General features: G+C 66.5%; 22 protein-coding genes and 1 pseudogene. 9 read left to right on the top strand and 14 right to left on the bottom strand.

Annotated elements, in window-relative coordinates:
* The first annotated feature begins 1 nt into the window (after window position 1).
* Window positions 2-895, top strand: coding sequence for a heme o synthase (cyoE, locus tag AC1DJN_RS00785; RefSeq protein WP_033830169.1), 894 nt, complete (start codon window positions 2-4; stop codon window positions 893-895).
* A gap of 104 nt (window positions 896-999) precedes the next feature.
* On the opposite strand, the pseudogene AC1DJN_RS00780 reads toward cyoE, so the two are convergent.
* From AC1DJN_RS00780 to rpsU, 6 genes and pseudogenes are all read right to left on the bottom strand, one after another.
* Window positions 1,000-1,976 (bottom strand): annotated as a pseudogene (locus AC1DJN_RS00780) (bile acid:sodium symporter family protein).
* A 40-nt stretch (window positions 1,977-2,016) separates the two neighbouring features.
* Window positions 2,017-2,520: a protein tyrosine phosphatase family protein gene (locus AC1DJN_RS00775; RefSeq protein WP_032975626.1), complete on the bottom strand. Its 504-nt coding sequence runs from the start codon at window positions 2,518-2,520 to the stop codon at window positions 2,017-2,019.
* Between the two features lie 26 nt (window positions 2,521-2,546).
* A complete protein-coding gene (gene dnaG / locus AC1DJN_RS00770; RefSeq protein ID WP_478038576.1) occupies window positions 2,547-4,286 on the bottom strand; it encodes a DNA primase in 1,740 nt (579 codons plus the stop codon).
* A 59-nt stretch (window positions 4,287-4,345) separates the two neighbouring features.
* Window positions 4,346-5,305 (bottom strand): YihY/virulence factor BrkB family protein, encoded by a 960-nt coding sequence (locus AC1DJN_RS00765; RefSeq protein ID WP_051501539.1) that lies wholly within the window; start codon window positions 5,303-5,305, stop codon window positions 4,346-4,348.
* A gap of 105 nt (window positions 5,306-5,410) precedes the next feature.
* Window positions 5,411-5,854, bottom strand: a complete 444-nt coding sequence (locus AC1DJN_RS00760) for a GatB/YqeY domain-containing protein (protein ID WP_478038574.1) — start codon at window positions 5,852-5,854, stop codon at window positions 5,411-5,413.
* A 133-nt stretch (window positions 5,855-5,987) separates the two neighbouring features.
* Window positions 5,988-6,203, bottom strand: coding sequence for a 30S ribosomal protein S21 (gene rpsU / locus AC1DJN_RS00755; RefSeq protein ID WP_002808376.1), 216 nt, complete (start codon window positions 6,201-6,203; stop codon window positions 5,988-5,990).
* 166 nt (window positions 6,204-6,369) lie between these two features.
* On the opposite strand from rpsU, the gene tsaD reads away from it, so the two are divergent.
* On the top strand, window positions 6,370-7,395 hold the full coding sequence (gene tsaD, locus AC1DJN_RS00750) for a tRNA (adenosine(37)-N6)-threonylcarbamoyltransferase complex transferase subunit TsaD (RefSeq protein ID WP_049468546.1): 1,026 nt from the start codon (window positions 6,370-6,372) through the stop codon (window positions 7,393-7,395).
* 42 nt (window positions 7,396-7,437) lie between these two features.
* Here the strand turns inward: tsaD and AC1DJN_RS00745 are convergent, their stop codons facing one another.
* Window positions 7,438-8,097 carry a hypothetical protein gene (locus AC1DJN_RS00745; RefSeq protein ID WP_442251949.1) on the bottom strand — a complete coding sequence of 220 codons (660 nt, stop codon included), beginning with the start codon at window positions 8,095-8,097 and terminating at the stop codon, window positions 7,438-7,440.
* A gap of 365 nt (window positions 8,098-8,462) precedes the next feature.
* Here AC1DJN_RS00745 and folB point away from each other — a divergent pair, with 365 nt between their 5' ends.
* From folB to AC1DJN_RS00725, 4 genes are all read left to right on the top strand, one after another.
* Window positions 8,463-8,816, top strand: a complete 354-nt coding sequence (gene folB, locus AC1DJN_RS00740; RefSeq protein WP_025878255.1) for a dihydroneopterin aldolase — start codon at window positions 8,463-8,465, stop codon at window positions 8,814-8,816.
* Between the two features lie 91 nt (window positions 8,817-8,907).
* Window positions 8,908-10,179 carry a mechanosensitive ion channel family protein gene (locus AC1DJN_RS00735; protein WP_033830173.1) on the top strand — a complete coding sequence of 424 codons (1,272 nt, stop codon included), beginning with the start codon at window positions 8,908-8,910 and terminating at the stop codon, window positions 10,177-10,179.
* Between the two features lie 128 nt (window positions 10,180-10,307).
* Window positions 10,308-12,482, top strand: a complete 2,175-nt coding sequence (locus tag AC1DJN_RS00730; protein ID WP_442251945.1) for a glycoside hydrolase family 3 N-terminal domain-containing protein — start codon at window positions 10,308-10,310, stop codon at window positions 12,480-12,482.
* Between the two features lie 137 nt (window positions 12,483-12,619).
* Window positions 12,620-13,213 carry a hypothetical protein gene (locus AC1DJN_RS00725; protein ID WP_313446512.1) on the top strand — a complete coding sequence of 198 codons (594 nt, stop codon included), beginning with the start codon at window positions 12,620-12,622 and terminating at the stop codon, window positions 13,211-13,213.
* Between the two features lie 106 nt (window positions 13,214-13,319).
* Here the strand turns inward: AC1DJN_RS00725 and AC1DJN_RS00720 are convergent, their stop codons facing one another.
* Window positions 13,320-14,486 carry a PQQ-dependent sugar dehydrogenase gene (locus tag AC1DJN_RS00720; protein WP_059065755.1) on the bottom strand — a complete coding sequence of 389 codons (1,167 nt, stop codon included), beginning with the start codon at window positions 14,484-14,486 and terminating at the stop codon, window positions 13,320-13,322.
* A gap of 172 nt (window positions 14,487-14,658) precedes the next feature.
* Here AC1DJN_RS00720 and yiaA point away from each other — a divergent pair, with 172 nt between their 5' ends.
* Entirely contained in the window at window positions 14,659-15,111 is a 453-nt protein-coding gene (gene yiaA / locus AC1DJN_RS00715) for an inner membrane protein YiaA (protein ID WP_025878247.1), read from the top strand.
* A 107-nt stretch (window positions 15,112-15,218) separates the two neighbouring features.
* On the opposite strand, the gene AC1DJN_RS00710 is transcribed toward yiaA, so the two are convergent.
* The 6 genes from AC1DJN_RS00710 to AC1DJN_RS00685 all read right to left on the bottom strand — a co-directional run bounded on the left by AC1DJN_RS00710 (window position 15,219) and on the right by AC1DJN_RS00685 (window position 21,513).
* Window positions 15,219-15,566: a hypothetical protein gene (locus AC1DJN_RS00710; protein WP_025878246.1), complete on the bottom strand. Its 348-nt coding sequence runs from the start codon at window positions 15,564-15,566 to the stop codon at window positions 15,219-15,221.
* 82 nt (window positions 15,567-15,648) lie between these two features.
* Window positions 15,649-16,950, bottom strand: a complete 1,302-nt coding sequence (locus tag AC1DJN_RS00705) for an APC family permease (protein WP_033830177.1) — start codon at window positions 16,948-16,950, stop codon at window positions 15,649-15,651.
* The gene (locus AC1DJN_RS00700; protein WP_313446510.1) at window positions 16,947-17,711 is read right to left on the bottom strand and encodes a L,D-transpeptidase family protein; all 765 of its coding nucleotides are present in this window, start codon (window positions 17,709-17,711) and stop codon (window positions 16,947-16,949) included. Before AC1DJN_RS00700 ends, AC1DJN_RS00705 begins: the two co-directional genes overlap by 4 nt.
* Before the next feature lie 12 nt (window positions 17,712-17,723).
* Window positions 17,724-18,572, bottom strand: a complete 849-nt coding sequence (locus tag AC1DJN_RS00695; RefSeq protein ID WP_478038571.1) for a MurR/RpiR family transcriptional regulator — start codon at window positions 18,570-18,572, stop codon at window positions 17,724-17,726.
* Between the two features lie 400 nt (window positions 18,573-18,972).
* Window positions 18,973-20,067, bottom strand: coding sequence for a dipeptide epimerase (locus tag AC1DJN_RS00690; protein WP_025878242.1), 1,095 nt, complete (start codon window positions 20,065-20,067; stop codon window positions 18,973-18,975).
* Window positions 20,068-21,513: an SH3 domain-containing protein gene (locus tag AC1DJN_RS00685; protein ID WP_442251943.1), complete on the bottom strand. Its 1,446-nt coding sequence runs from the start codon at window positions 21,511-21,513 to the stop codon at window positions 20,068-20,070.
* A gap of 132 nt (window positions 21,514-21,645) precedes the next feature.
* Between AC1DJN_RS00685 and AC1DJN_RS00680 the strand changes: the two genes are divergently transcribed.
* Window positions 21,646-23,118, top strand: a complete 1,473-nt coding sequence (locus AC1DJN_RS00680; protein WP_442251942.1) for a transglutaminase-like domain-containing protein — start codon at window positions 21,646-21,648, stop codon at window positions 23,116-23,118.
* Window positions 23,119-23,168: 50 nt separating this feature from the next.
* Window positions 23,169-26,192 (top strand): TonB-dependent receptor, encoded by a 3,024-nt coding sequence (locus tag AC1DJN_RS00675; RefSeq protein WP_478038569.1) that lies wholly within the window; start codon window positions 23,169-23,171, stop codon window positions 26,190-26,192.
* Window positions 26,193-26,211 lie beyond the last annotated feature (19 nt).

The following is a 26,211-nucleotide window of genomic DNA, read 5'->3' as shown; positions in this document are numbered from 1 at the left end:
CATGTTTTCCAACTATCGCCAGTACTGGGACCTGACCAAGCCCAAGGTCGTTGCCCTTATCGTCTTCACCGCCCTGGTCGGCATGGTCCTGGCCATTCCCGGCGTGCCCAGCTGGGAGCAGGTGCGTGCCGGCCTGCTCGGCTTCCTCGGCATCTGGCTTGCCGCGTCCGCCGCTGCAGCCATCAACCAGCTGCTGGATGCGCACATCGACGCGCAGATGGCGCGCACCTCGTGGCGTCCGCTGGTGGTGGGCAAGGTCAAGCCGTGGCAGGTGCTGGTATTCGCCGGCGTGCTGATCGTGCTGTCGATGGCGATCCTGGTGCTGTGGGTGAACTGGATCACCGCGGTGCTGACCTTCGCCTCGCTGATCGGTTATGCGGTGATCTACACCGTCTACCTGAAACGTGCGACCTCGCAGAACATCGTCATCGGTGGTCTGGCCGGTGCGATGCCGCCGATGCTGGGGTGGGCGGCGGTGACCGGCATGCAGGGGCAGTCGGACTGGGCGTACTCGTCGCTGCTGGTGCTGATCATCTTCATCTGGACGCCGCCGCACTTCTGGGCGCTGGCGATCTTCCGTCGCGAGGATTACGCCAAGGCGGAAATCCCGATGCTGCCGGTCACCCATGGCGTGGTGCACACGCGCAAGCAGATCATGGCGTACTCGGTGGTGCTGGCGCTGGTCTGCCTGCTGCCGTACCTGGTTGGCATGAGCGGAGCGTTCTACCTGGGCGGGGCGATCGTGCTCAACGCGGTGTTCCTCTGGTACGCCTGGCGCATGCTCAACCCGCCGGACGAGCTGTTCTCGATGAAGATGTTCAGTTACTCCATCGTCTATCTGATGGCGCTGTTCGCCTTCCTGCTGGTGGACCACTGGATCCTGCCCTGGTTGTAGCGGGTGGATCCGCCGGGCATGGCCCGGCGCTACCTGTGGAACATCCACTGCCCTGGTTGTGACGGGGTGACGCCGCCGGGCATGGCCCGGCGCTGTTCCACAGGTCAGGGCGCGCGCTTGGCATACCGTTGCGCGATCACCCCGCAGACGATCAGCTGGATCTGGTGATAGATCATCACCGGCAGCACGATCGCGCCGAGGCTGCCCCCAGCGAACAGCACCTTGGCGATCGGAACGCCGGTGGCCAGGCTCTTCTTCTCTTCGAGCCGCAGAACACGATGGCGATCTCGTCTTCGCGGTTGAAGCGCAGGCGGCGGGCGATGAAGGTGATCAGCGGCATGGCGATGCCCAGCAGTACCGCCGCCACCACCGCCACCGCGAACAGCGACAGCAGCGGTGTCTTGCTCCACAACCCCTCGGTAACCGCTTCGCCGAATGCCGAGTACACCACCAGCAGGATCGTGGCCTGGTCGGTGTAGCGCAGCAGCGCGCGCTGCCTCTCAACCCAGCCGGCGATCCACGGGCGCAGCAGGTGGCCGGCCACGAACGGCACCAGCAGCTGCAGCATGATGCCGCCGATGGCATGCAGCGGGTCGTGCACGCCGCCGGAGGTGCCGGCCAGTGCGGTCAGCAGCAGGGGCGTGAGGAACACGCCGAGGATGCTCGACAGCGAGGCACTGCACACGGCCGCCGGCACGTTGCCGCGCGCCATCGAGGTGAACGCGATGGACGACTGCACGGTGGAGGGCAGGGTGCACAGGAACAGCACGCCCAGGTACAGCTCAGGCGTCAGCAGCCAGCCGGACAACGGCTTGAACAACAGCCCCAGCAGCGGGAACAGGATGAAGGTGCAGGCGAGGATCGTCAGGTGCAGGCGCCAGTGCAGCATGCCGCCGATGATCGATTCGCGTGGCAGGCGCGCGCCGTGCAGGAAGAACAGCGCGGCGATGGCGACGGTGGTGACATCGTCGAGCACCAGGGCGGCGGCGCCTTTCATCGGCAGCAGCGAGGCCAGGCCGACGGTGCACAGCAGGGCGAGGGTGAAGTTGTCCGGTCGCAGGCGCGACCACCAGCGGGTCATGGTGGATGGGCTCCTTGGTGCGGGGGGATTACCCCGGGAATCAGGGGGTGGGAGAAGGGATCGCCAGACGCTCGCGGGTGGCCGCTTCCAACGACTTCAGGCCGGCTCGCTGGCCCAGTTGCAGCGCCTGTTCCGGGCTGGCGTGTTCGTAGCGTGCGTTGACCAGGCCGAGCACGGCACCGGCGCGGTTGCCGGAAGCGCAGTGCAGCAGCACCGGCCCCTGGCTCTGCTGCAGCGCCTGGTGCACGGCGCGCAGGTTGGTGGCATCCAGGCCTTCGGCGCCGGCTACCGGGATGCGCACATAGCGCAGGCCGAGCGCTTCGGCCTCGCGTGTTTCATCGAAGCCGCGATCTTCATCGGGTTGGCGCAGGTCGATCACCGTGCGCACGCCTTGGGCAGCCAGTTCGTGCAGTTGCGCGGCCGTGGGCTGGCCACCGGCGTAGAGGCCGGGGCGGACTTCAGCAAGAACAGGGTCCGCAGCCCAGGCCGGCAGGATCGGGCAGAGCGACAACAACAACAGCAGGCAGGTCAGGCGCAGCAGCATGCTCTCTCCGGGAATGTGTTCTGCCGCTACAGGCGCAGATTGGCGCGTGCCTTCAGCAGCTCGCGCATCTCGTACTTGTCAGTATCGTCCAGACCCTGTTGTCGCTGCTTGGCGTTGAGGTCGTCGATCCGCTGGAACAGCAGCTGCTTCTCCAGCTGGCCGACTGCGTCATGCAGTTCCACCGTCCACATCGCTTCATCGCCCGCCAGCGTCTGCGCGGCCAAGGTGTGCAGTGAGGCCTGTTCTTCGCGGCCGTCGAAATGCTCCAGCAGGGCGCCGGTACTGATGTCCGGGCGCTGTTCGACCAGCCCCAGCAATTCCAGCAGCAGCTCCACGCCGGGCAGGCGCAGGCCCTGGAAGTGGTGCTTGCCGCCCAGGGTCAGGGCCAGCGATGGCTGCTGCAGCAGGACGGCGATCGCGCCGCGCACCAGGCTGCGCTTGGCCGCCGGCTGGATCGTGCGCGGCGCGGCGCGTTGTGGCATCTGCGGCCGGCCCGCCTGCGCGTTGCCACCCAGGCCGGTCAGCTGCGCCAACTGCTGCTTCATCAGGTCGCCGAAGGCACCATCGGGAATCTGCGCGAGCATCGGCTTGGCGCGCTCGGCCAGCCGTGCCTTGCCGTCCAGGGTGCCCAGGTTGATCTCGCGGGTCAGTTCGTCGAAGAAGAACTGCGACAGCGGCGTGGCCTCCTTCAGGCGTTCGTCGAAGGCCTCGGCGCCTTCCTTGCGCACGATGCTGTCCGGGTCTTCGCCGTCGGGCAGGAACAGGAAGAAGGCCTGGCGGCCGTCCTTCATGCGTGGCAGCACCGATTCCAGCGCCTTCCAGCCGGCGCGGCGGCCGGCGGCGTCGCCATCGAAGCAGAAGAACACGTCCGGCGCGTTGCGGAACAACAGTTCGGCGTGGTCCGGCGTGGTCGCCGTGCCCAGCGTCGCCACCGCCTGGGTGACGCCGAACTGGAACAGCGAGACCACGTCCATGTAGCCCTCGACCACGATCAAGCGCTCGATCTTCTGGTTGGCCTGGCGCACCTGCCACAGGCCGTACAGCTCGCGGCCCTTGTGGAACAGCGCGGTCTCGGGCGAGTTGAGGTACTTGGGGCCGTCATCCTTCTCGAACACGCGCCCGCCGAAGGCGATCACCCGGCCACGGCGGTCGAAGATCGGGAACATCACCCGGTCGCGGAACTTGTCGTAGACGTGGCCGCGGTCGTTCTTGGAGAACAGGCCGGCGCGGTCGAGCAGCTTCATCCGCCGCTCGTCCTTGCCCAGTGCGTCGCGCAGGCCGCTGTAGCCATCAGGTGCATAGCCGATCTGGAAGCGCGCGCGGTTCTCTTCATCCACGCCGCGGCCATCGAGGTAGCTGCGGGCTTTCTCGCTGCCTTCCAGGTTCTTCTGGAAGAACTTGGTTGCCGCGTCCAGCGCCGAATACAGCTCGCGACTGTCATCCTGCTGCTGGGCGTTGCGCGGGTTCTCGCTGCGCGGCACTTCCATGCCGGCACGCTTGGCCAGTTCATCCACCGCGTCGAGGAATTCGAGGCGGTCGTAGTTCATCAGGAAGCTGATGGCCGTGCCGTGCGCGCCGCAGCCGAAGCAGTGATAGAACTGCTTGGTCGGCGAGACGGTGAAGGAGGCCGAGCGTTCGTCATGGAACGGGCAGYGCGCGGCGTACTCCTTGCCCTGGCGCTTCAACGGCACGCGGCTGCCCACCACCTCGACGATGTCGGAGCGGGCCAGCAGGTCGTCGATGAAAGCGTCGGGGATACGGGCCATGGGCAACGAGGCAGGGCGTGGCGGCAGCCACGCGGAAGGGGGAAGTCAGTCCCCCTAGTTTACCCCTTGCCGGCCACGTTCCCGGGCGCGTTCGCCGCAGTGCCAGGGTCGATGCCGGCAGCGAGCAGATGATGGCGTGCGCGCAGGCGTTCATCGATCACCGCGGTCATCAGCGCGCCGACGAAGAAGACCACGGTGGCGTAGTAGATCCAGACCAGCGAGATCACCAGCGCACCCATCGAGCCGTAAGCGCTGCCCGGTGCGACGGTGGCGATGTACACGCCGATGCCATAGCGGCCGAGCGCGAACAGCGCCGAGGTGATGAGGCCGCCGATGAAGGCCTGGCGCCACGCCACGCGCCGGTCCGGCAGGTAGTGATACATGAAGGCGAAGCCGACCGCGTACAGCAGCAGGCTGGTCAGGTAGCCGATGGCCGGCAGGATCGAGGGCAGCTGCGCAAAGGCCACCTGCAGCACGGTGGTGGCGGTCATCGACAGGATCAGCAGGAAGCCCAGCGCCAGCACGACGCCGAAGGAGAACACGCGCTTGCGCAGCCAGGCCTTGATGCCCTCCAGGCGTTCGCCGCTGGTGCGGAAGATCAGGTTCAGTGCGTTCTGCAACTGGGCAAACACCGCAGTGGCGCCAACGAACAGCAACAGCGTGCTCCACAGCCCGGCCAGCGATCCGACGTCGGGCTGGTTGTCGGCATTCTTCAGCACGGTTTCGGCCACGGTCGCGGCACTGCTGCCGGCCACCGAGCTGATCTGGTCGACCAGGGCCTGCTGTGCCGGCGGATACAGCGAGGCGGTCAGCCACAGCAGCAGCACCAGCAGCGGCGCCATCGACAGCAGGGCATAGAAGGAAACCGAGGCGGCCTGGGTCAGCACGTCGATTTCGACGAAGCGCTTGACGACGGCCATCGGGAAACTGTCCTGCAGGCGCTTGATGTACTTGTGCAGGGACGCGGGGCCGCCGTGCGGCGCGCGGTCTTCGGGGGCGTGGGACGTTGGATCAACCATGCCGGAGTTGTAGCAGCACCACGTCGAAGACGCGGTGAAGCAGGTGCGCAGGAGCGCGTCCCGGAGTCCCTTCGCAGTGCGGAAGGGACCCGGGTCTGGCGTTGCTTACGACAGCGCCTGCTTGACCAGCTTGGACACCAGGCCCATGTCGGCCTGGCCGGCCAGCTTGGGCTTCAGCGCGCCCATCAGCTTGCCCATGTCGGCCGCGCTGCTGGCGCCGGTTTCGGCGATGGCCGCCTGGATGGCCGCGACAATCTCGGCTTCGCCCATCTTGGCCGGCAGGTAGGCTTCGATCACCACGATTTCGGCGCGCTCGATTGCCGCCAGGTCTTCGCGGTTGGCCGCTTCAAACTGGCTGACCGAGTCCTTGCGCTGCTTSACCAKCTTGTCGAGCACGGCGATCACGGCGGTGTCGTCGAGCTCGATGCGCTCGTCGACTTCCTTCTGCTTGATGGCGGCGTTGATCAGGCGGATGACGCCCAGCTTGTGCTTCTCGCCGCCCTTCATGGCGGCCTTCATGTCTTCGGTGAGCTGCTGCTTCATGCTCATGACGAACCTCGTGGTGGTAGTGGGGCAGGGCGGATGCCCGGGCCCGGAAACGCAAAAAGCCGGCGACGCTCGCGCGTGCCGGCTTCGACTCCATCGCGGCAGGGAATGCCCACCGCAATGAAGATGCGTCCGATCAGTACAGGCGCTGACGCTTGGTAACGTCGCGCGACGAGCGGCGCAGCTGACGCTTCACAGCAGCGGCGGCCTTGCGCTTGCGCTCCTGGGTCGGCTTTTCGTAGAACTCGCGCTTGCGGGTTTCGGCCAGCACACCGGCCTTTTCGCAAGTGCGCTTGAAGCGGCGAAGAGCAAACTCAAAGGGTTCGTTCTCGCGGACTTTGACGCTGGGCATGGAATCTCCGGGACACAGTAGAACCGGGTCACGCCCGGCGAGCCGCACATTATAGTGGCGAATAAACAAACTGCAAGCCACAAATCCTGAATAGGGGCAAGTTGTTGGATTGCAGTGAGGCCTGCCAGTTCCCCGAGGGGTTGGCAGGGGCGTCATAATAGCAGGCATGCGAGTCCTTGGCATCGAATCTTCCTGTGACGAGACCGGCGTGGCGGTGTATGACACCGACCTGGCCGGCAGCGCTGCCCTGCGCGCCCATGCGGTCTACAGTCAGATCGCCCTGCACGCCGAGTACGGCGGTGTGGTGCCTGAACTGGCCAGCCGTGACCACGTGCGCAAGCTGCTGCCGTTGATCCGGCAGACGCTGGCCGAGGCCGGGCTTGGCGTGAACGACATCGACGGGGTGGCCTACACCGCCGGCCCCGGCCTGGTCGGGGCGCTGCTGGTGGGCGCCGGCGTGGCCCGGTCGCTGGCCTGGGCGCTGGAGGTCCCCGCCGTGGGCGTGCACCACATGGAAGGTCACYTGYTGGCGCCGCTGATGGAAGACGATCCGCCGCAGGCCCCGTTCGTGGCGCTGCTGGTGTCCGGTGGCCATACCCAGCTGGTGGCCGTCGATGCCATCGGCCAGTACCGGCTGCTGGGCGAAACCTTGGACGACGCCGCAGGCGAAGCCTTCGACAAGACCGCCAAGATGATGGGCCTGCCGTACCCCGGCGGGCCGCAGCTGGCCGCGCTGGCCGAGCAGGGCACGCCGGGCGTCTACCGCTTCACGCGGCCGATGACTGATCGCCCGGGCCTGGATTTCAGCTTCTCCGGCCTGAAGACCCAGGTCCTGATGGCCTGGCGCGACAGCGACCAGAGCGAGCAGACCCGCGCCGACATCGCCCGTGGCTTTGAAGACGCCGTGGTCGAGACCCTGTGCATCAAGTGCGAACGCGCGCTGGAAGCGGCCGGCACCAATGTGATCGTGGTGGCCGGCGGCGTGGGTGCGAACAAGCGCCTGCGCGCCCGCCTGCAGCAGATGGCCGAGCGCCTCGGCGGCCGCGCCTGCTTCCCGCGGCCGGCGTTGTGCACCGACAACGGCGCGATGATCGCCTTCGCCGGCGCGCTGCGCCTGCTGGCGGGCCAGCACAGCCCCCCGAAGGTGGACGTCACCCCGCGCTGGGACATGGCGACGCTGCCGGCGGTGTAAAGCCCCGCAACCGGTAGCGCCGGGCCATGCCCGGCGGACGCATTATGGACGCCCTGCCAACGGAGAGGCCGCCAGCACCGTGGTGGCCCGTTCATGGCGCTGCAGCCATGCCAGCGTGTGCGGGCACCGGGCGTGGATCAGCCGCCCGATCGCGGCCAGGTCGGCGCCGATGTCGCGCTCAAGGATCGGTTCGTGGTGGGCGATGCGGTTGCGCAGGTGGCGGATGCGGTCGATATCTGCGTGGATGGCTTTCCTGGTGACACTGGGATGGGCCGAAGGCGCATGGCGTAGAACACCGCTGAGTGCTGGTATCCACAGCGAAGCGTCGAAGCGGCAGGTGAAGAGCTGCTGCCAGAAAACCATCGGCAGGTTGGCGACGATCTCGGGCGTGTCGGTGGTACGGCCGGTGACCAGTTCCAGTGCGGTTCTCGCCGAAGCGGATGAAGATGCCGGCAACCTGCGACGGAAGGCATCATTCCACGGCCATCGAGGCCCATGTTGCCGGGCCAGCGCCGATGCGGCTGCGTTGCGGATGACCACTTCGCACAGATGCACCGGCATCATCAGCGCACCGCACATCCGCATGTTCCACAGGTACAGGGATTCGGCGGTGACACCCGGGCTGCAGGCCGATGCAATTCTCTCGTAGGTCGACAGGCGCTCCGCTGACAGAGCGCGCCTCAATGCATCGTATGCAGCCATCGTGATGTGCGGTGGTGAAGGAAGGGTCGATGCTGGCCAGAGACGGCGGCGATCACCATCGGGGAACGCCGTTGCCTGCGTGACCGATTTCCTGTGTTTCGGCTCGGACGAATTCCGTGAGTTGCTTTGTCGCAATTGGCCTTGACCGGCGATTGGGTCCTTGCCTAACCTCAGTGCCTGCGCCACCGGGACCCGCGGCTTGAGAAAGCTCCCCCCGGGGACAAAACGGTAGTACCAAAGGGCCCCGCTAGCAGGGCCCTTTGTCTTTTCCAGACCTTGCGAATGCCCGGCGACCCTCCTCCGTTCCGGGCAGGCTCACTGCCGTCCCGTTACCATGGCCGCCTGTTTTCCGGCTGGTAACCGCAATGGACAAGGTTTTCATCGAAGGGCTGACGATCGACGCCCTGATCGGCATCTACGATTGGGAGCGGCGGATCCGCCAGGACCTGGTGTTCGATCTGGAGATGGGGTTCGACAACCGTCGCCCGGCCGCCAGCGATGACATTGCCCACACCCTGAACTACAAGGCGGTCAGCAAGCGCCTGGAGCAGTTCGTGCGCGAATCGGAGTTCGGCCTGGTGGAGACCCTGGCCGAGCGCTGCGCGCAGATCGTGCTGGACGAGTTCGACGTGAAGTGGCTGCGCCTGAAGCTGAGCAAGCCCGGGGCGGTGCGCGGTGCACGTGCGGTCGGCGTGATCATCGAACGCTCGCGGGACTGACACGCCGGTAATGCCGGCCGTCGGCTGGCAACCCCCGGTAGTGCCGGCCGCTGGCCGGCAACCTCAACAGCAATGAAGAAGGAGACAACCGATGGTGGACGCAGTGGTGGCGGTACAGTGGCTGGAAAAGCTGCAGAACACACTGGAACCCTATCCTGGCGCCTACCTGGCGTTGATGATCTCGGCGCTGCTGGTTGCCGCCGGCCTGGCCAACTGGGTGACCAAGCGCATCCTGCTGCGCGGCCTGCGTCGCCTGCTCAACCGCCTGCCCGGCGCCGATACCGGCCGCGGCAGCCATCTGATGCGGGTCATTTCGCGGCTGTCCAACGTGGTGCCCAGCCAGGTGATCGCCTCRGGCATCCGTATCGTGCCGGACCTGCCGCCGGGCCTGGTCGGCTTCATCATCGGTGCCTGCCAGGCGTGGGCGATCCTGACCGTGGTGCTGGCGCTGTCGCATGCGCTGGATGCGGCCAACGACCTGTACGAACGTCGCCCCGAGGCGCGCAACAAGCCGATCAAGGGGTACCTGCAGGTCGCCAAGATCATCATCTTCGTGATCGCCGGGCTGTCGATCGTTGCCACCCTCGCCGGTGTCGACCTGCGCTACCTGGTCACCGGCCTGGGCGCGGCCACCGCAGTACTGATGCTGATCTTCCAAGACACCATCCTGTCGCTGGTGGCCAGCGTGCAGATCAGTGGTGATGGGCGTATCCGTATCGGCGACTGGATCGAGATGCCCAGCCAGAATGCCGACGGCGATGTCATCGATATCGCCCTGCATACGGTGACGGTGCAGAACTTCGACAAGACCATCACCACCATCCCGACCAAGAAGCTGGTGACCGAGTCGTTCAAGAACTGGCGCGGCATGCAGGAGGCCGGTGGCCGCCGGATCAAGCGCGCGCTGTTCCTGGACCAGCACAGTGTGCGTTTCATGGAGGAGGACGACCTGGCCTTCCTCGGCCAGTTCGCCCTGCTGGGCGACTACCTGCGCGGCAAGCAGCAGGAGCTGGGCCAGTGGAACGGGCGCCTGCGCGAGCAGGGCGTGGCCGAGGTCAACAGCCGCCGGGTGACCAACCTGGGCACCTTCCGCGCCTACGTGGAGCGTTATCTGGCCAGCCACCCGGGCATCCATACCGATATGACCCTGCTGGTGCGCCAGCTGCAGCCGACCACCGAAGGCCTGCCGCTGGAGCTGTACTGCTTCACCCGCAGCACCGCCTGGGGCGAATACGAGGCGGTGCAGTCGGACATCTTCGACCACCTGCTGGCGATCCTGCCGGCCTTTGGCCTGCGGGTGTTCCAGGCGTCCAGCGACGCGATGTTGATGGCCGGGCAGCGCCAGTTGGCCGGCTCGGAGTAAGCTGCGATGCCCCCGGCCGGACCGTACGGATCCGGCTGGTGGCTGAAACTGAATGACGAAACCTCTCGCCAAATCGTCCGGGATCGCTAGAATGCCGGGCTTGTAAACGTTTTCATTAAGGACTGCCGGTGGCCTCCGATCGCATCGAATCCCTCATTGCCCAGATGACCGTCGAGGAAAAAGTCGGCCAGCTGGGTGTCTTCGCGGACATGGTCCGCCCGTTCGCCCCGGACGTGAACCCGGAAGCCAACGTGCGCAATGCCGACCAGGTGCTGCAGCAGGTGCGCGAGGGCAAGGTCGGCTCGCTGTTCAACGGTGTCGGCGCCGAGCTCGGCCGCCGCATCCAGCAGGTCGCCACCGAGGAGAGCCGCCTGGGCATCCCGGTGATCCTGGCGGCCGACGTCATCCACGGCATGCGCACGGTGTTCCCGATTCCGCTGGGCGAGGCCGCCAGCTTCGAGCCGGATCTGGCCGAGCGCACCGCGCGCGCCACTGCGGTTGAAGCTACCGCTGCCGGCCTGCACTGGACCTACGCACCGGCAGTGGACATCGCCCGTGACCAGCGCTGGGGCCGCGGTGCCGAAGGTGCCGGTGAGGACGTGGTACTGGGCTGTGCCTTCGCCGCTGCCCGCGTGCGTGGCTTCCAGGGCAGCGACCTGCGCGCCGCCGACTCGCTGCTGGCCACGCCCAAGCACTTTGCCGCCTATGGCGCGGTGATGGCCGGCATGGAATACAACATGGTGGACATTTCGCCGCAGACCCTGCGCGATGTGCACCTGCCGCCGTTCAAGGCGGCCTTCGATGCTGGCGCGATCACCGTGATGTCCTCGTTCAACGACATCAACGGCGTGCCGGCCAGCGCCAACGCCGAGCTGCTGACCGACATCCTGCGCGGTGAATGGAAGTTCCCGGGCGTGGTGATCTCCGACTACACCGCCGACATGGAACTGGTCGCGCACGGTTATGCCGCCGACGACCGCGATGCCACCGCCAAGGCGTTCACCGCCGGCCTGGACCTGAGCATGCAGAGCGGCTTCTACGCCGAGCACCTGCCGGGCCTGGTGGAGAGCGGCGAGGTGCCGATGAGCGTGCTGGATGAAGGCGTGCGCCGCATCCTGTGGCTGAAGGAAGCCATCGGCCTGTTCGACGACCCGTACCGTTCGCTGGACCCGGCGCGCGAAGCCGATACCTCCCATATCGACGCCCATGACGAACTGTCGCGTGATGCCGCGCGCCGTTCGATCGTGCTGCTGAACAACCGCGACAACGTGCTGCCGCTGCAGAAGAACGGGCAGAAGATCGCGCTGATCGGCCCGTTCGTGCAGGACCGCGACAACATCGAAGGCTGCTGGACGCTGTTCGGCGACAAGCAGCGCTACGTGGATCTGGAAACCGGCGTGCGCGCGGCCATCGGCGATGACGCGCAGCTGGAAGTGGTGCCGGGATGCGAACTGGAAGCCGCCATTGCCGGTGGCACCGAGGCGGCCGTGGCCGCTGCGCTGCGCGCCGACGTGGTGGTGCTGGCGCTGGGCGAGCCGCAGCGTTACAGCGGCGAGGCGCAGTCGCGCGTGGAGATCACCCTGCCGCCGGCACAGCAGGCGCTGGCCGAAGCGGTGGCGATGACCGGCAAGCCGCTGGTGGTGCTGCTGCGCAATGGTCGCGCGCTGGCCCTGCAGGGCGCCGTGCGCAATGCGCATGCCGTTGCGATCACCTGGTACCTGGGCACGCAGACCGGCCATGCCGTGGCCGATGTGCTGTTCGGCGATTACAGCCCCTCCGGCCGCCTGCCGGTCAGCTTCCCGCAGGTGTCCGGCCAGCAGCCGTACTTCTACAACCACCCGCGCACCGGTCGCCCGGAACTGCCGACGATGTCGGAATTCAAGGCACGCTGGCGCGAGATTCCGAACGAGCCGTTGTACCCGTTCGGCCATGGCATCGGCTACACCACCTTCGCCTACGGCGTGCCGCAGCTGAGCAGTGCGCGCGTCGGCTGGGACGACACCCTGACCCTGACCACCACGCTGACCAATACCGGCAGCGTGGCTGGCGAGGAAGTGGTGCAGCTGTACATCCACGACCGCGTGGCCAGCCGCGTGCGGCCGGTGCGCGAGCTGAAGGACTTCCGCAAGGTGGCCCTGCAGCCGGGCGAGTCGGCCGAGGTGGTGTTCACCCTGACCCGTGAACAGCTGGCATTCACCGGCCGCGACGGCGTGCTGCGTGCMGAGCCGGGCCTGTTCGACGTGTGGGTGTGCGCCTCGTCGATGGCCGGTGACGCGGTGCAGTTCGAACTGCTGAAGGCCTGATCGGTAGAGCATCCACGCATGGCGTGGATCTACTGGCAATGAGTAGCGCCGGGCCATGCCCGGCGTCCTCACCCATGGCGAACACGCCGGGCACGGCCCGGCGCTACCATCGGAGCCTGATCCGATGGAGACCGCGCATGCGCACGATGGCCTACCTTGTTCCTGTCCTGTTGCTGGCAGCGTGCTCGCAGCCGGCACCGCCGCCCGAACCTGCCGCCGATGCGCCTCCGCCGATGACGGGCGCGACGCCGGCCGAGGCGGCCGCCAGCACCACGCCCGATGCCGTCGCCGCGCCACAGGCTGCGGCGGAGCACGCCAAGGATACGGCTGCGACGCCGGCCGATGCTGCCAACCCCGCAGCACCTGCGGCGGCAGACGACGCCCGCGCGCGCATCGAGACGCTGCTCGGCGATGCGGCGCAGTATGAAAAAGTATTCACTGCCTTCAAGACCGCAGTGGTCGGTGGCGATCGCGCGGCGGTGGTTGAAGAAGTGCGTTTCCCGCTGAACATCAGCGGTGGCAGGAAGATCACCGGGCCCGGTGAATTCCAGCGCAACTACGAAAAGATCATCACCCCGGCGGTGGTCAAGGCGGTGTCCGCGCAGGACTTCGGCACGGTGTTCGTCAACCAGCAGGGCGTGATGATCGGCGATGGCCAGGTCTGGCTGACCGGCGAGTGCCTGGACAAGGCCTGCACGCGCACCGAGGTGAAGGTCGGCACCATCCAGTAACGAAAACGGCCCCGTATGCAGGGCCGTTCCAGATCGGTAGTGCCGGCCGCTGGCCGGCAACCAGGGCTCCTGCAGGTGCCGGCCAGCAGCCGGCACCACCCGGCCGTCAGGCCTTCGGCGTGAGCTTCAGCAGCCGTGCCTTGCTGCCGTCTTCCAGCAGCCACAGTGCGCCGTCCGGGCCCTGTTCCACTTCGCGGATGCGCTCGCCCATGTTGAAGCGTTCGGCCTCGCGCGCGCTGTCGCCGTCGAAGGCAACCCGCACCAGCGAGGTGGACGACAAGCCACCGATGAAGGCGCTGCCCTTCCACTGCGGGAACAGGCTGCCGCTGTAGAACATCAGGCCGGCCGGGGAAATGACCGGGTTCCAGGTCACCTTCGGTGCGGCGAACTCCGGGCGGGTGTCATGGTCGGGAATCGGACGGCCGTCGTAGTGGTCGCCGTTGGACACGATCGGGTAGCCGTAGTTGGCACCGCGCACGATCAGGTTCAGCTCATCGCCGCCGGCCGGGCCCATCTCCTGCGCCCACAGCTTGCCATTGGCATCGAAGGCGATGCCCAGCACGTTGCGGTGGCCGAGCGACCACACCTGCGCGGCCACGCCGCCCTGCGAGGCGAACGGATTGTCGGCCGGCAGGCTGCCGTCGTCGTTGAGGCGGATGATCTTGCCCAGGTTGCCGCTCATGTCCTGCGCAGGATCGAACTTCTGCCGTTCGCTCGAACTGATCCACAGCTTGCCGTCCGGGCCGAAGGCCAAGCGGTGGCCGTAGTGGCCTTCGCCGCTGACCTTCGGCGTCTGCCGCCAGATCACCTTCAGGTCCTTCAGCTGGCCGCCACCGTTGGCATCGAGGGCGAGGGTGGCACGGGCCACGGCCGCGCCGCGCGTGTCCAGCGTGCCTTCCTCGGCGTAGCTGACGTACACCACATGGTTGCGGGCGAAATCCGGATGCAGGATGACGTCGCCGAACCCACCCTGGCCGCCGTAGGCGACCTTCGGCACACCGGTGATCTCATGTTTTTGGCCGCTGGCCAGGTCCAGGTGCTGCAGCTTGCCGCGCTTTTCGGTGACCAGCAGGCTGCCATCGGGCAGGAAGGTCATCGCCCACGGCTGGTCGAACCGGCTGACCTCGGTGGCGGTGAAGGGACGTTGGTCTGCGCTGGCCGCGGCGGTCGCCGGGGCCTTCTGGCCAGACGCATCAGGGCCGGCCGCGTTGCAGGCGGTGGTGGCGAGGATCGGCAGCAGGCCGAGGGCGAGCAGCAGGGGCGTGCGGGTCATGGGTATCTCCAGCGGAAGGGGATGCGGATGGCCAGGCTCTCCCTTGTATACCACCGGGGCGGTGACGGTCGTGGCCCGAAGGTCCTGCTCCCCCCTGTGCGGCATGGCGCGGATCGTCTAGGGTGTTGTCGCCCGGGCAAAGCATTGCCCGCCTGTCTGCCAAGGACCTGCAATGAACGCACCCCTCATCCATCGACCCTCGCCCGCCTTCATCGCCGCCTCGTGGGTGGCCCTGCTGCTGGGCGCGGTGGCCTACCTGGTCGGCCTGTTCAATGCCGAGATGCCGCTGAACGAGAAGGGCTATTACCTGACCCTGCTGCTGTTCGGCCTGTTTGCGGCGGTATCGCTGCAGAAGAGCGTGCGTGACCGCGTCGAGGCCATTCCGGTGAGCGGCCTGTACTACGCGCTGTGCTGGTTCGCACTGCTGTCGGCGCTGTTGCTGCTGCTGGTCGGCCTGTGGAACGCCACCCTGGTGCTGAGCGAAAAGGGCTTCTACGGCATGGCATTCGCGCTGTCGCTGTTTGGCGCGGTGGCGGTGCAGAAGAACACCCGCGACCTGATTGCCGCCAACGCGGCCGAGCCCAAGCGCGCTTCGTCGATCCCGCCGCTGCCGGAACAGGAATGACCGGCTGAGGCAGCGCCGAGCGCCTGCCCGGCCCAGGCCTGCAACGCAGAAGGCGCCGAGCAGGGGCTCGGCGCTACTGGGCCTGCATCAGTCAACTGCTGGAGGGGTCAACCGTGGCGCGTCAGCCGCGGATCGGCTACATGGGCTTCATCCCAACCGCGGCGGACAGCGGCGCGGGCCTGATCCCATTCCAGGCGGCTCTTGCCGCGCTCCGTCGCCCAGCGGGACTGCAACTCCGCTTCGACCTGTTCGTAGGCGCGGATCACCTGATCGGCGCGGGTTTCGTTGAAACGTGCTGCGTGGCCGATCTGATAGGCCGGCTCGTAGTCATCGAACAGCAGGCTGGCGTCGTAATACGGTTCGGCGCTGTAGCGGTCGCGCCAGTAGTCGGAAATGGCCTCGCGCGGGGTGCTGTCTTCCGGTACGCGGCCGGGGATCTGGTAATCGGGGCTCATGGACAGAAGGCTCCGTAGTGGACGAAGCCTGATCGTGCCCATCGGCCGGTTAACGCGCCGGACCGGCAGCGTGATCGGCAGGTCAATCAGCAGCGGCATCCTTGCGCGGCAGCTTGTAGATCACCGCGCCAACGGCGAAGGCGACCAGCGCCGCGACGATGTTCTGCCAGCTGGCACTGGCAAACAGGGCCACGCACAGCAGCAGGGCCAGCACCGGAATCAACGGGCCGCCGGGCAGCTTCAGCGCGCCGGGACGGTCGGCATAGCGCTTGGCCAGTACCAGCACTGCGGCGGCCGTGCCGATGTAGGCGAACAGTCGTGTGGTCATCGACAGCAGTGCCAGCTGCACGAACGACCCGGACAGCGCCAGGCCGAGGGCGATCAGGCCCTGGCAGAAGATCGCCGCGGCCGGGGTACGGAAGCGCGGGTGCACCTGCGCCAGCACCTTCGGGCCGTAGCCATCGCGGGCCAGGGCGAACAGGAAGCGCGGGCCCATCATCATCGTGTTGCTGTTGGTGCCGAGGATGGAGATGGTCGCGCCCACGGTGAGGATCAGCGCCAGCGCCTCGCCGCCGAAGCTGGAGGCCGCATCGGCCAGTGGCGTGGCCGAGTTGGCCAGGCCGGGCAGCGTGCCCTGCGCCACGATCTGCACCGCCGCGTAGATCACGGTGACGGTGACGATCATGGTGATCAGCGCGAACGGGATGTCGCGGCGTGGGTTGCGGTATTCACCGGCTGCGGCCGGAATGTTCTCGAACCCGGCGTAGGCATACAGCAACAGCAGCGCCGCCTCGCCCATGCGCTGCAGGTCGTGCGGGTCCGGGCGCTGGCCGGAGAAGGCCAGCTGTGGGTCGATGTAGAACGCGCCGATGGCCACGAACAACAGCAGCGGCAGCATCTTGCCGATCACCAGCACGATGCCGGTGCGGGCGGCCGAACGCACGCCGATGATGTTCACCCCGGTGAGGAAACCGAGCGAGACAACGATGATCGCGATACGGCCCATGCCTGCGCCTGCCCACGGCCAGAACCGCGCCACAGCGTCGGCCAGCGCATTGCTGAGCGCTGCGGCCGAGCTGATGCGGGTCAGCCAGATCATCCAGCCGATCTCGAAACCGGCGAAGCGGCCAAAGGCTTCGCGCGCGTACAGGTAGCTGCCACCAGGTTCATCGAAATAGCTGGCCGCCTGCGCGTAGCACAGCACCAGCAGGGCGACGACGATGCCGGCGGCGACCACGCCCCACAGGCTGAAGGGACCGAGCAGGGCGACCGTGGCCGCCGGCAGCAGGTAGATGCCGCTGCCGACCACATCGTTGATGGACAGGCCGACGATCTGCCAGCGGCTGACCGCGCGCTGCAGTTGGGGTTCGTCGGCGGCGCTCAACGTACGGCTCCTTCAAGCGCGGGCAGTTTCCACTGTGCCTGCAGGCGCTGGTATTCGGCCCTTGGCAACAGGACGAAGCGTGGCGTGTCCTGCGGGTGCAGCCAGTCCAGCAACGCCTGCATGCGCACCTCTGGCATCGCAGTGCAGCCAGCGGTGGCCTCGCCGGGCTGGCGCCACAGATGGGCGAAGATGCAGCTGCCCTTGCCGGGTTGGTTGTCCGGGTTGTGCGCGATCACGAAGCCTTCCCGGTAACGCACGTCACCCTGGTTGTGCAGGTCCAGCCGCATCGGTTCGGTGGAACCGGCTATGGCGGCGCTGCCCACCTTCTTCGCATCGACGATGCGGTTGTAGAACGGCGATGCTGGCACGTCCATGCAGTAGCTGCTCTCGAGCATCGGCTGATAGGTCATCGCCGTGCCGGGCCGGGTGATGGCATAGCCGAACGCGCTGCCCAGCGCGAACACACCGGCCGGACTGCGGCCATCGCCCTCCTGTTTCTGCGGACCGCCGGTCTGGGCAGGATGCAGGCCCAGGCCCCAGGCACTGCCGGTGCGACCCAGTGCCACCGGGAAGGCCTGGCCGTGCCTGCGCCAGTGCTTGCCGTCGCGCACGAAGGCCTGCAGCTGGCCCTGCGTGCTGTCCCAGGTCTCGCTGGTGACCACGATCAGTTGGCGAGCGTTGTCCAGCGGGGCAGCGTGGAGAGCAGCTGCGGCAACGAGCAGCAGCGCGGCAGATGCAAGGCGGGCCAGCAGCAGGTTCATCGGGCGCTCCGGTCAGGAATCCAGCAGGTGGTCGATCCGTTCCAGGTTCACCGCCAGCTGCTGCTGGCGATCCGGATTGGCGTGGCAGAGCAGCACGAACAGGAAATCGAGCAGGGCATGCATGGCGCTACGGTACAGCAGCTGCGCCACCTGCGGCGCGCGGTCGTGCGCGCACACCACCAGTGCCGCATCGGCATGCGCACGCAGCGGGTTGGCGGTGTGGCGGGTGATCGACACCACCTTGCCGCCCATGTCCTGGAACTGGCGCGACAGCTGCGAAAGCTGTGGCAACTTGCCGAACTCGGAGAACATCAGCAGCACATCGCCCGGGCGCGCGGCGGACAGGTTGGCCAGCATCAGGATCGGATCGGTATGCGGCACCACCAGCAGGCCGAGCAGCGACAGCCGCATGGCGAATTCGCGCGCGTACAGGCCGTCGTCACCCAGGCCGTATACAAACAGCTTGGGCGCGCAGTCGAGCAGCTGCACGATGCGCTCGATCTCCTCGCGTGGGTTGGCCTGGCGGGTTTCTTCCTCGGCCTGGGCCTTGCTGCGGCGCAGGGCGTCGCCCAGGCGCAGGTAGTCATCGCTGATGTCCGGTTCGGCGGGCGCCTGCTGTGGGTCGGCACCGGCGCGGGCGACGTCCTCGCCGATGGAATATTTCAGGTCCGGGTAGCCCTTGAAGCCGAGCTTCTGGCTGAACTTGACCACGCTGGACTGGCTGATGCCCAGCGCGCTGGCCAGCTGCTGCGAGGAGTAGTCGCGCAGCAGGTGCGCGTTGTCGAGGATGAAGTCGGCGATGCGGCGTTCGATGGCCGACATCTGCCCGCGCTCGGTGCGGAYTTTCAGCAGGGGCGGCATGCGGGGCGTCCGGGCATGTGTAGGCGCGTTGCGGTTGGTTGCGTAGAGCGGATTATGGGGTGGGTCGGGCGGGTGCCAGCCGCGAAGGGGTTACGGAGTGGAGCAAAAGCAGGAGCAAGGACATCCACGCATGGCGTGGATCTACCCGGAGCTGCAGTTGAGTCCGCCTTCAAGCGAGCCGAGCACCGCAGGTCCGGCGAGGGCGAAGAGGCGCGGGTGTCTGAGCGCAGCGAGTTCCGCGCCGTCCCTCGGCGGACCGAGGAGCGCAGGGCACCGGCGTGCGCAGCACGTCGGCTCGCGGCCGGCGGAGCGTTTCTTTTGGTTACTTTTCTTTTCGCGAAAAGAAAAGTAACGCCCGACCCAACGTCAGTTGTACGCCAAGCCAGCCGCAAGGCAGAAATCAACCCAGCATCTCCAACCCCCGCACTTCGGTAATGCCCAACCCCGGCACATCGCTGATGCTGATCTCCGACTCGTTGAAGCGCACCCCGCCGCTGACCGGATCGAACTGCCCCAGCGAGGGGCCATCCAGGTCGACCTTGGTGATCACATCGCTCTTGGCTACCGCCAGGTGCACCGCTGCGGCCACGCTGATGCTGGATTCGATCATGCAGCCGATCATGCACGGCACGCCGTAGATGCCGGCGATGTCGGCAATGCGGATTGCGTTGGACAGGCCACCGGTTTTCATCAGCTTGATGTTGATGATGTCGGCGGCGCGCTGTTGGATCAGGTCCATCACCTGGCTCGGGCTGAACACGCTCTCGTCGGCCATCACCGGGGTGTTGACCCGATCGGTCACGTACTTCAGGCCGCTGATGTCGGCGGCCTTGACTGGCTGCTCCAGCAGTTCCAGCACCACACCTGCATCTTCCAGCGTGCGCATCGCATGTACCGCCTGCTTGGCAGTCCAGCCCTGGTTGGCATCCAGGCGCAGCAGCGCACGGCCTTCGACGGCGGCATGGATCGCCTTGACCCGCTCGATGTCCACGCCGATGTCCTTGCCGACCTTGATCTTCAGCGACTCGAAGCCGCGTTCGATCGCCGACAGCGAATCGGCCACCATCTTATCGATGTAGTCCACGCTGATGGTGATGTCGGTGGTGATCACCGGGTCGCCACCACCGAGCATCTGGTACAGCGGCGCGCCATGCAGCTGCGCCCACAGGTCGTACAGGGCGATCTCCACCGCCGCCTTGGCGCTGGTGTTGCGCTCCATCGCGGTCTGCACCAGCGTGCACAGGCGGTTGAGGTTGACCACCTCCTGGCCGATCAAGCGCGGGGCAATGAAGTGCCGGATCGCTTCGATGATCGAGCCGTGGGTGTCACCGGTGATCACCGCGGTGGCAGGCGCCTCGCCGTAGCCGGTGTGGCCGCTGTCGGTGCGGATCAGCACCACCACGTCCTCCACGGTTTCCACCGTGCGCAGCGCGGTCTTGAAAGGGGTCTTCAGCGGCACGCGCAGCATGCCCAGTTCGATGGCGGTGATCTTCATTCAGGGGTTCTTGGCACGCAGGCGTTGGATGTTGGTGATGCGATCGATGTAGCGGACGCTGTCGCTGGCCATCATCGGCTCCAGCGGGGTGACCGATACGCCATTGAGGTGGGCCTGCACACGCTTGCCGTCGGCGCCGAACCARCTGCCGCCCGCGGTATCGTGGATCACCCAGGTGCGGCCATCGACGTGGCCGATGGCCATCATCACGTGGCCGGGGATGTAGACCAGGTCACCCACCTGCAGATCGGTGACAGCGCGGTCGCGCACGGCCTTGCCGTCCTTGGCGGTGAACGGCAAGCGGTCCAGCGCGGGACTGACCGCCTGTGCGCTGGTATTGCGTGGCAGCAGCACACCGAAGCTGCGGTAGATCTCGGAGACGAAACCACTGCAGTCGCGGGTGTCGTAGTCGTGGCCCCAGCCGTAGCGCTCGCCGAGGAACTTGAACGCTTGCTGCAGCAGCAGGCGCGGGGTCAGCGGCAGGTAGTCGGCGGCAGTGTCCTGCGAGCGCGGCAGCAGCGCCGGCATCAGCTTCAGGCGGCCATCGGCCTCGCGCACCGGCAGCTGCACCACCCACGAGGCGTGCGCCTGTTGCCCGTTCACCGGCTCGGCGGCGGGCCAGTCGGCCAACACCGGCAGGCGCACGCCCATGTCCAGCTGCAGGCGCGAGACACGCGGTTCCTCGGGTGTGTAGGCAGTGTGCGCTGTGGCAGCGGTGACGACGCGGTACGGCCCCTTCGCGCCGTAGCCGAGCACCGTGGCCCTGTCACCGCTGGCCACCGCGTCGGCTTCGATCCATGCGCTGTAGCGCTCGCTGTGCACGAACAACCAGCGGCCGTCGGTGCTGCGGTGGACGACGGCAACCTTGTCGCCGGGGAACAGTGCCGACTCCTGGAAGCGGTCGATGTCGGTATCGCCGACGGTGCTGAAGACACGCTGGCGGGTTGGGAAGGTGCGCAGCGCAGCGCGCTTCACCACCAGGGCGTAGTCCGGCGACACCTGCCCCGGAACTGCATCGAGACCGAGGTTGGCTTCGATCGCGCTGCGCACGTCCGGTGCGATGGCGCGGCCCCTGTCGTCATACAGCGCCCGCGTGGGCCAGCTCGACAGCGTGGTGATGCTGTCACGCACCTGTGCCGAGCTGAGCTGCGCAGGCAGGGTGGCGATGTCCTGGATGTGCTTGTCCTGCGCGCGCATCCGTGCGTTCTGCGCCTCGATCTGCGCGCGGTCCAGGATAGGTGCGTCGGCATTGTCCAGCCGTGCCGCCCAGTAGTCTGCGGTGAGGTAGGCCTCGTGCAGGCCGATCACGTAAGGCAGCGGGGCGCCGGGGTCGGGTACAGGCGTGGCCGCCTGGGTGAATGCGGGTGCGCCCAGCAGGCCCAGGGCCAGTGCCAAGGTCAACCGGTGCGGCCAGTGCCGACGCGGTTCGCGGGAAGCCAGGATCATGCGCTGCACACCCTCCTCGAATGCCTGTTGGAATATTTATTCCTTTCGGCCCCGAAAGCAAGAATAAATTATTGACCGGTCTTCCGGCCCGTGTTACACAGCCGTTACCACCCGCGCTTGGGAAGTGTCGCTGTGGATCCTGCCGTTCGCAAACCGTCTCTGCCTGCCGCTGCCGGCCTGTGTGCCGCGCTGCTGCTGTGGGCGTCGGCGGCACCGGCCGCGGATCCGCGCAGCGCCACTGAACGCGAACGGGAAACCCAGCTGATCGATCTGGTCGACAGCGGTCGTTTCAGCGATGCCGATGCGTTGCTGGCGACCGCTGGCGATGCTGCCGAAAGCGCGTTCCAGCGCGAGCGCATGCGCCGCATCAGACTGGATTTCTCCCTTGACCAAGCCGCAGCCAAAGCAGCGGTACGCCGCTGGATTCCCGACCTGACCAACGAGGAATTCGCGCGCTGGGACCAGCTTGGCCTGATCGAGCATCTCGACATCGATGGCACGCGCTGGTACTTCAAGCGCGCACCATCGAACCTGTTCCTGCTCAGCGATGAAGCACGTGCACGCCGCCGCGCGGATGCGCCGATGCCGGCGCCGGGCCCCAACGAGGTGCTCAACGCGCATCACGCGCGCGTGGTTGCCGCCGCCGAACAGAGCGGCATGGCATCCGTGCTGCCGCAGCGCATCGAATTCACCCAATCGTTGACGGTCAAGGCGGATGCCGTACCGGCCGGCGAAACCGTACGTGCCTGGATTCCGTACCCGCGCGAGATTCCCGGCCAGCAGGAGCGCGTGCAGTGGATCGGCAGTGCACCAGGCAAGGCTCGAGTCGCCCCGGCCAGCACCCAGCAGCGCACCGCCTACCTGGAAGCCAAGGCGGTGGCCGGGCAGCCGACGTACTTTGAAATCCGCTACGCGGTGACGATCTTCGCGCGCCGCACGGCAATCGATGTGACAAAGGTGCAGGCTACGCCGGATGATCCAGCATTGAAGCCCTATCTGGCCGAGCAGCTGCCGCACGTGCGCTTCACGCCGGCGCTGAAGCTGTTCTCCGAGCAGGTGCTGCAGGGCGAGACGCGCCCGTATGAAGTGGTACGCAAGCTGTTCGCCGCGGTCGACCGCATTCCATGGGCCGGTGCGCGCGAGTACTCGACCCTCAGCAACATCAGCGACTACGCGTTGCGCGCCGGTCATGCCGATTGCGGGCAACAGACACTGCTGTTGATCGCCCTGCTGCGCATGAACGGCATTCCCGCGCGCTGGCAATCGGGCATGGTGTTCTCCGACGATGGCAGCGGCTACAACAACCTGCACGACTGGGGCCAGGTCTACCTGGCGCCCTATGGCTGGCTGCCGATGGATGTGACCACCGGCGTGTTGGCCAGCGACACGCCCGCGCTGCGTGACTTCTACCTCGGTGGCCTCGATGGCTACCGCATCGCCTTCAACGACGATTTCGGCCAGGCGTTCGCGCCGGCCAAACAGCACTACCGCTCGGAAACGGTCGACTCGCAGCGCGGCGAGGCCGAGTGGTCAGGCGGCAACCTGTACTTCGACCAATGGAGCTACGACTTCCAGTGGCGGGTACTGCCAGCCGGGCAACGCTAGCGCGACACACCACCCCACCACCATTCAATTCTTGCAGGAGAGAGCAGGGGATGAAGGCTTACAACATCAAGCGGGCGGCCTTGTGCGTCGCCCTCGGCGCGTGTCTGGGCATCATGCTGCCCACCACGGCCACGGCCCAGAACGTGTCGGGTGCCGTTGCCGGCCGCGCCACCGCGGGCGACCAGATCACCGTCGTCAATGCCGGCACCGGCCTGACCCGGACGGTCACCGTCGGTGCCGACGGCAGCTACCGCCTCGGCCAGCTGCCGGTGGGTGACTATCGGCTGCAGCTCAGCCGCGATGGCCAGACCTTGGGCGAACAGGTGGCGGTAAGCGTCGCTGTCGGCGGCACCACGACCGTCAACCTGGCCAGTGGCGGCGGCGTCACCAACCTCGATGCACTGCAGGTGGTCGGTACCCGCGTGATCAACCGGGTGGACGTCTATTCCACCGAGACCTCATTCAACATCAACCGGCAGGAAATCTCACGGCTTCCGGTGGCACAGGATCTGTCCGCCGTGGCGCTGATGGCACCGGGCGTGGTCGGCGGCAACTCGTCGTTCGGCGGCCTGTCCTTCGCCGGTTCCTCGGTGGCCGAGAACGCAGTCTTCATCAACGGCCTCAACGTTACCGACATGTACACGCGTCGCGGCTTCAGCACGGCCCCGTTCGCGTTCTTCAATGAATTCCAGGTCAAGACCGGCGGCTACTCGGTSGAGTTYGGCCGTTCCACCGGCGGCGTGATCAACGCGGTCACCCGCTCGGGCAGCAACGAGTTCAAGGGCGGCGTGGAAGTCACTGCCGAGCCCAGCGCAGGGCGCTCAAGCGGCGGTGACCATTTCCATCGCGACGGTACGCCGCATTCCTATGGCAGCCGCGACAACAACTCGTTCCTGAAGACCAATGTCTGGGGCTCTGGGCCGATCATCAAGGACAAGCTGTTCCTGTTCGCCATGTACGAGGACCGCAACGACCGCGGCCACAACACCTCGTCCGATGGCAGCACCTGGTTCAAGAACAAGTCCGGCAATGGGTTCTGGGGCACCAAGCTGGACTGGAACATCAATGACAACCACAGCCTGGCGCTGCTGGCATTCTCCGATGAAGGCGATGTCACCAATGCGTCCTACGCCTACGACTGGGATGACAACCGCCTCGGCGACTGGGGCGGTGATTCGATCACCGAGACTGGCGGCAAGAACTGGTCAGCCACCTACACCGGTCACTTCGGACAGAACTTCACCGCGCGCGCGATGGTCGGCCAGAACAACCAGCGCGCCTTCACCAACTCGTCGCTGGACCAGGCCTGCAGCCCGGTGTTCACCGACAGCACCTATGGCACCCGTCTGTCCAAGCTGCAGGGCCTGCGCGCCGGCTGCCATCCGACCGGGACCGCCGTGGCCGAGCGTGATGACACACGCGACGTGGCGCGCCTGGACTTCGAATGGCAGCTGGGAGACCACCTGCTGCGCTTCGGCGTTGACCGCGAGCTGATGACCACCGACCAGACCACCCGCTATCCCGGGCCGACCGCCTTGAGCTACACCGCCTACGTGGCGCGTCCCGGGGATGAAGTGTGGGACGGCGCCAATGCCTACGTGCCGGCCGGTGTCACCGAGATGCTGCGTGCGCGCAACCGGCAATCCGGCGGCAAGTTCGAGACCGAAGCCAATGCCTTCTACCTGGAAGACATCTGGAACATCACTCCGAACCTGATGCTGAACCTTGGCGTGCGTTGGGACCGCTTCGAAAACCGCACCGCCGCCGGCAAGGCGTTCATCAAGATGGACGATCTGATTGCGCCGCGGGTGGGCTTCTCGTGGGACATGAAGGGCGATGGCAGCACCAAGCTGTTCGGCAACGCGGGTCGTTACTACCTGCCGGTGACGAACAACATCAACGTCAACTTCGCCGGCGGCCTGACCGACGAGTACAGCTACTACGTGCTTGAGGGCTGGGAACGGAAGACCTCGCCTACCGGTTCGGCGTACATGGCGCCGGTCATCGGACAGCAGATCGGGCCGACCGACACCCGCATGAACACCGGCGGTGCCGACCTGCGGCAGAGCGTGGACAAGGACCTGAAAGCGGTCTACCAGGACGAGTACATCCTCGGTTTCCAGAACATGATCAACCAGGCCTGGTCGTGGGGCGTCAACGCCACCTACCGGCGCATGACCCGCGCACTGGATGACATCCGCATCAACTACACCCCGTGCGGACCGACGCCGAGCACGTTGTGGCCGATCGCGAACCCGGGCGAGAGCCTGACCATCTGGGGCGAYAAGAGCATCGGCTGCGCCRASGAAGGCTGGATCACCATCGATACCGCCAACAGCGGCTATCGCAAGGGCGGCAGCGGCGAGGTGATCGGTTATTCCAAGCCGAAGCGTACCTACAAGGCGCTGGAATTCCAGATCGATCGCGCATGGGACGAGAAGTGGATGCTCAACGCGTCCTACCTGTGGTCCAAGAGCGAGGGCAATTTCGAAGGGCCGGTGAACTCCGATACCAACTACGGCGACACCGGCATGGTCCAGTTCTGGGATCACCCGGCTACCAATGAACGTTATGGCGTGCTGTTCAATGATTTCCGTCACCAGTTCAAGCTGCGCGCGGCGTATGCGCTGAACAAGCAGTGGTCGTTCGGCACCACGTTGCAGGTGCAGTCCGGCGGCCCGATCACCGCTTATGGCGTCATGTGGCCGAACGATTCGATCGCAGGTGGCAGCACCTCCAGTGAGGGCAGCGGTGGTGGCACCGGCTGGCTGTGCGTGGCCAACTGCTCCGGCCCCTATGACAAACGCCAGTTCGAATACAGCCCGCGTGGTGCCTTCGGTCGCCTGCCGTGGACTTGGACCATGGGCGCGAACGTGACCTGGCGCCTGCCGGTGGAGAGCATCGACCTGAGTGCCCGGCTGTCGGTGTACAACATCTTCAACAACCAGAAGACCATCAACGTGCACCAGCGTTACGAAGCCCAGCCTGGCCAGTACCGCGAGAACACCTTCGCTACCGGTACCCGCTGGCAGGCGCCGCGCTACACCCAGCTGGTGGTGACCTGGAACTTCTGATCGACGAGGATGCGCAGGG

This window comes from Stenotrophomonas sp. 05L414_2 (genome assembly GCF_056397905.1).
Note: the sequence above shows the minus strand (reverse complement) of the source record. Positions and strands in the feature narration are given on the sequence as shown.

What these genes read in the sequence shown, in the direction of transcription:
- cyoE (WP_033830169.1), top strand. Translation starts at nt 2, where the DNA reads ATGTTTTCCAACTATCGCCAGTACTGGGACCTGACCAAGCCCAAGGTC.
- AC1DJN_RS00775 (WP_032975626.1), bottom strand. Translation starts at nt 2,520, where the DNA reads ATGCTGCTGCGCCTGACCTGCCTGCTGTTGTTGTTGTCGCTCTGCCCG.
- AC1DJN_RS00765 (WP_051501539.1), bottom strand. Translation starts at nt 5,305, where the DNA reads ATGGTTGATCCAACGTCCCACGCCCCCGAAGACCGCGCGCCGCACGGC.
- rpsU (WP_002808376.1), bottom strand. Translation starts at nt 6,203, where the DNA reads ATGCCCAGCGTCAAAGTCCGCGAGAACGAACCCTTTGAGTTTGCTCTT.
- AC1DJN_RS00745 (WP_442251949.1), bottom strand. Translation starts at nt 8,097, where the DNA reads ATGGCTGCATACGATGCATTGAGGCGCGCTCTGTCAGCGGAGCGCCTG.
- folB (WP_025878255.1), top strand. Translation starts at nt 8,463, where the DNA reads ATGGACAAGGTTTTCATCGAAGGGCTGACGATCGACGCCCTGATCGGC.
- AC1DJN_RS00725 (WP_313446512.1), top strand. Translation starts at nt 12,620, where the DNA reads ATGCGCACGATGGCCTACCTTGTTCCTGTCCTGTTGCTGGCAGCGTGC.
- AC1DJN_RS00720 (WP_059065755.1), bottom strand. Translation starts at nt 14,486, where the DNA reads ATGACCCGCACGCCCCTGCTGCTCGCCCTCGGCCTGCTGCCGATCCTC.
- yiaA (WP_025878247.1), top strand. Translation starts at nt 14,659, where the DNA reads ATGAACGCACCCCTCATCCATCGACCCTCGCCCGCCTTCATCGCCGCC.
- AC1DJN_RS00710 (WP_025878246.1), bottom strand. Translation starts at nt 15,566, where the DNA reads ATGAGCCCCGATTACCAGATCCCCGGCCGCGTACCGGAAGACAGCACC.
- AC1DJN_RS00700 (WP_313446510.1), bottom strand. Translation starts at nt 17,711, where the DNA reads ATGAACCTGCTGCTGGCCCGCCTTGCATCTGCCGCGCTGCTGCTCGTT.
- AC1DJN_RS00690 (WP_025878242.1), bottom strand. Translation starts at nt 20,067, where the DNA reads ATGAAGATCACCGCCATCGAACTGGGCATGCTGCGCGTGCCGCTGAAG.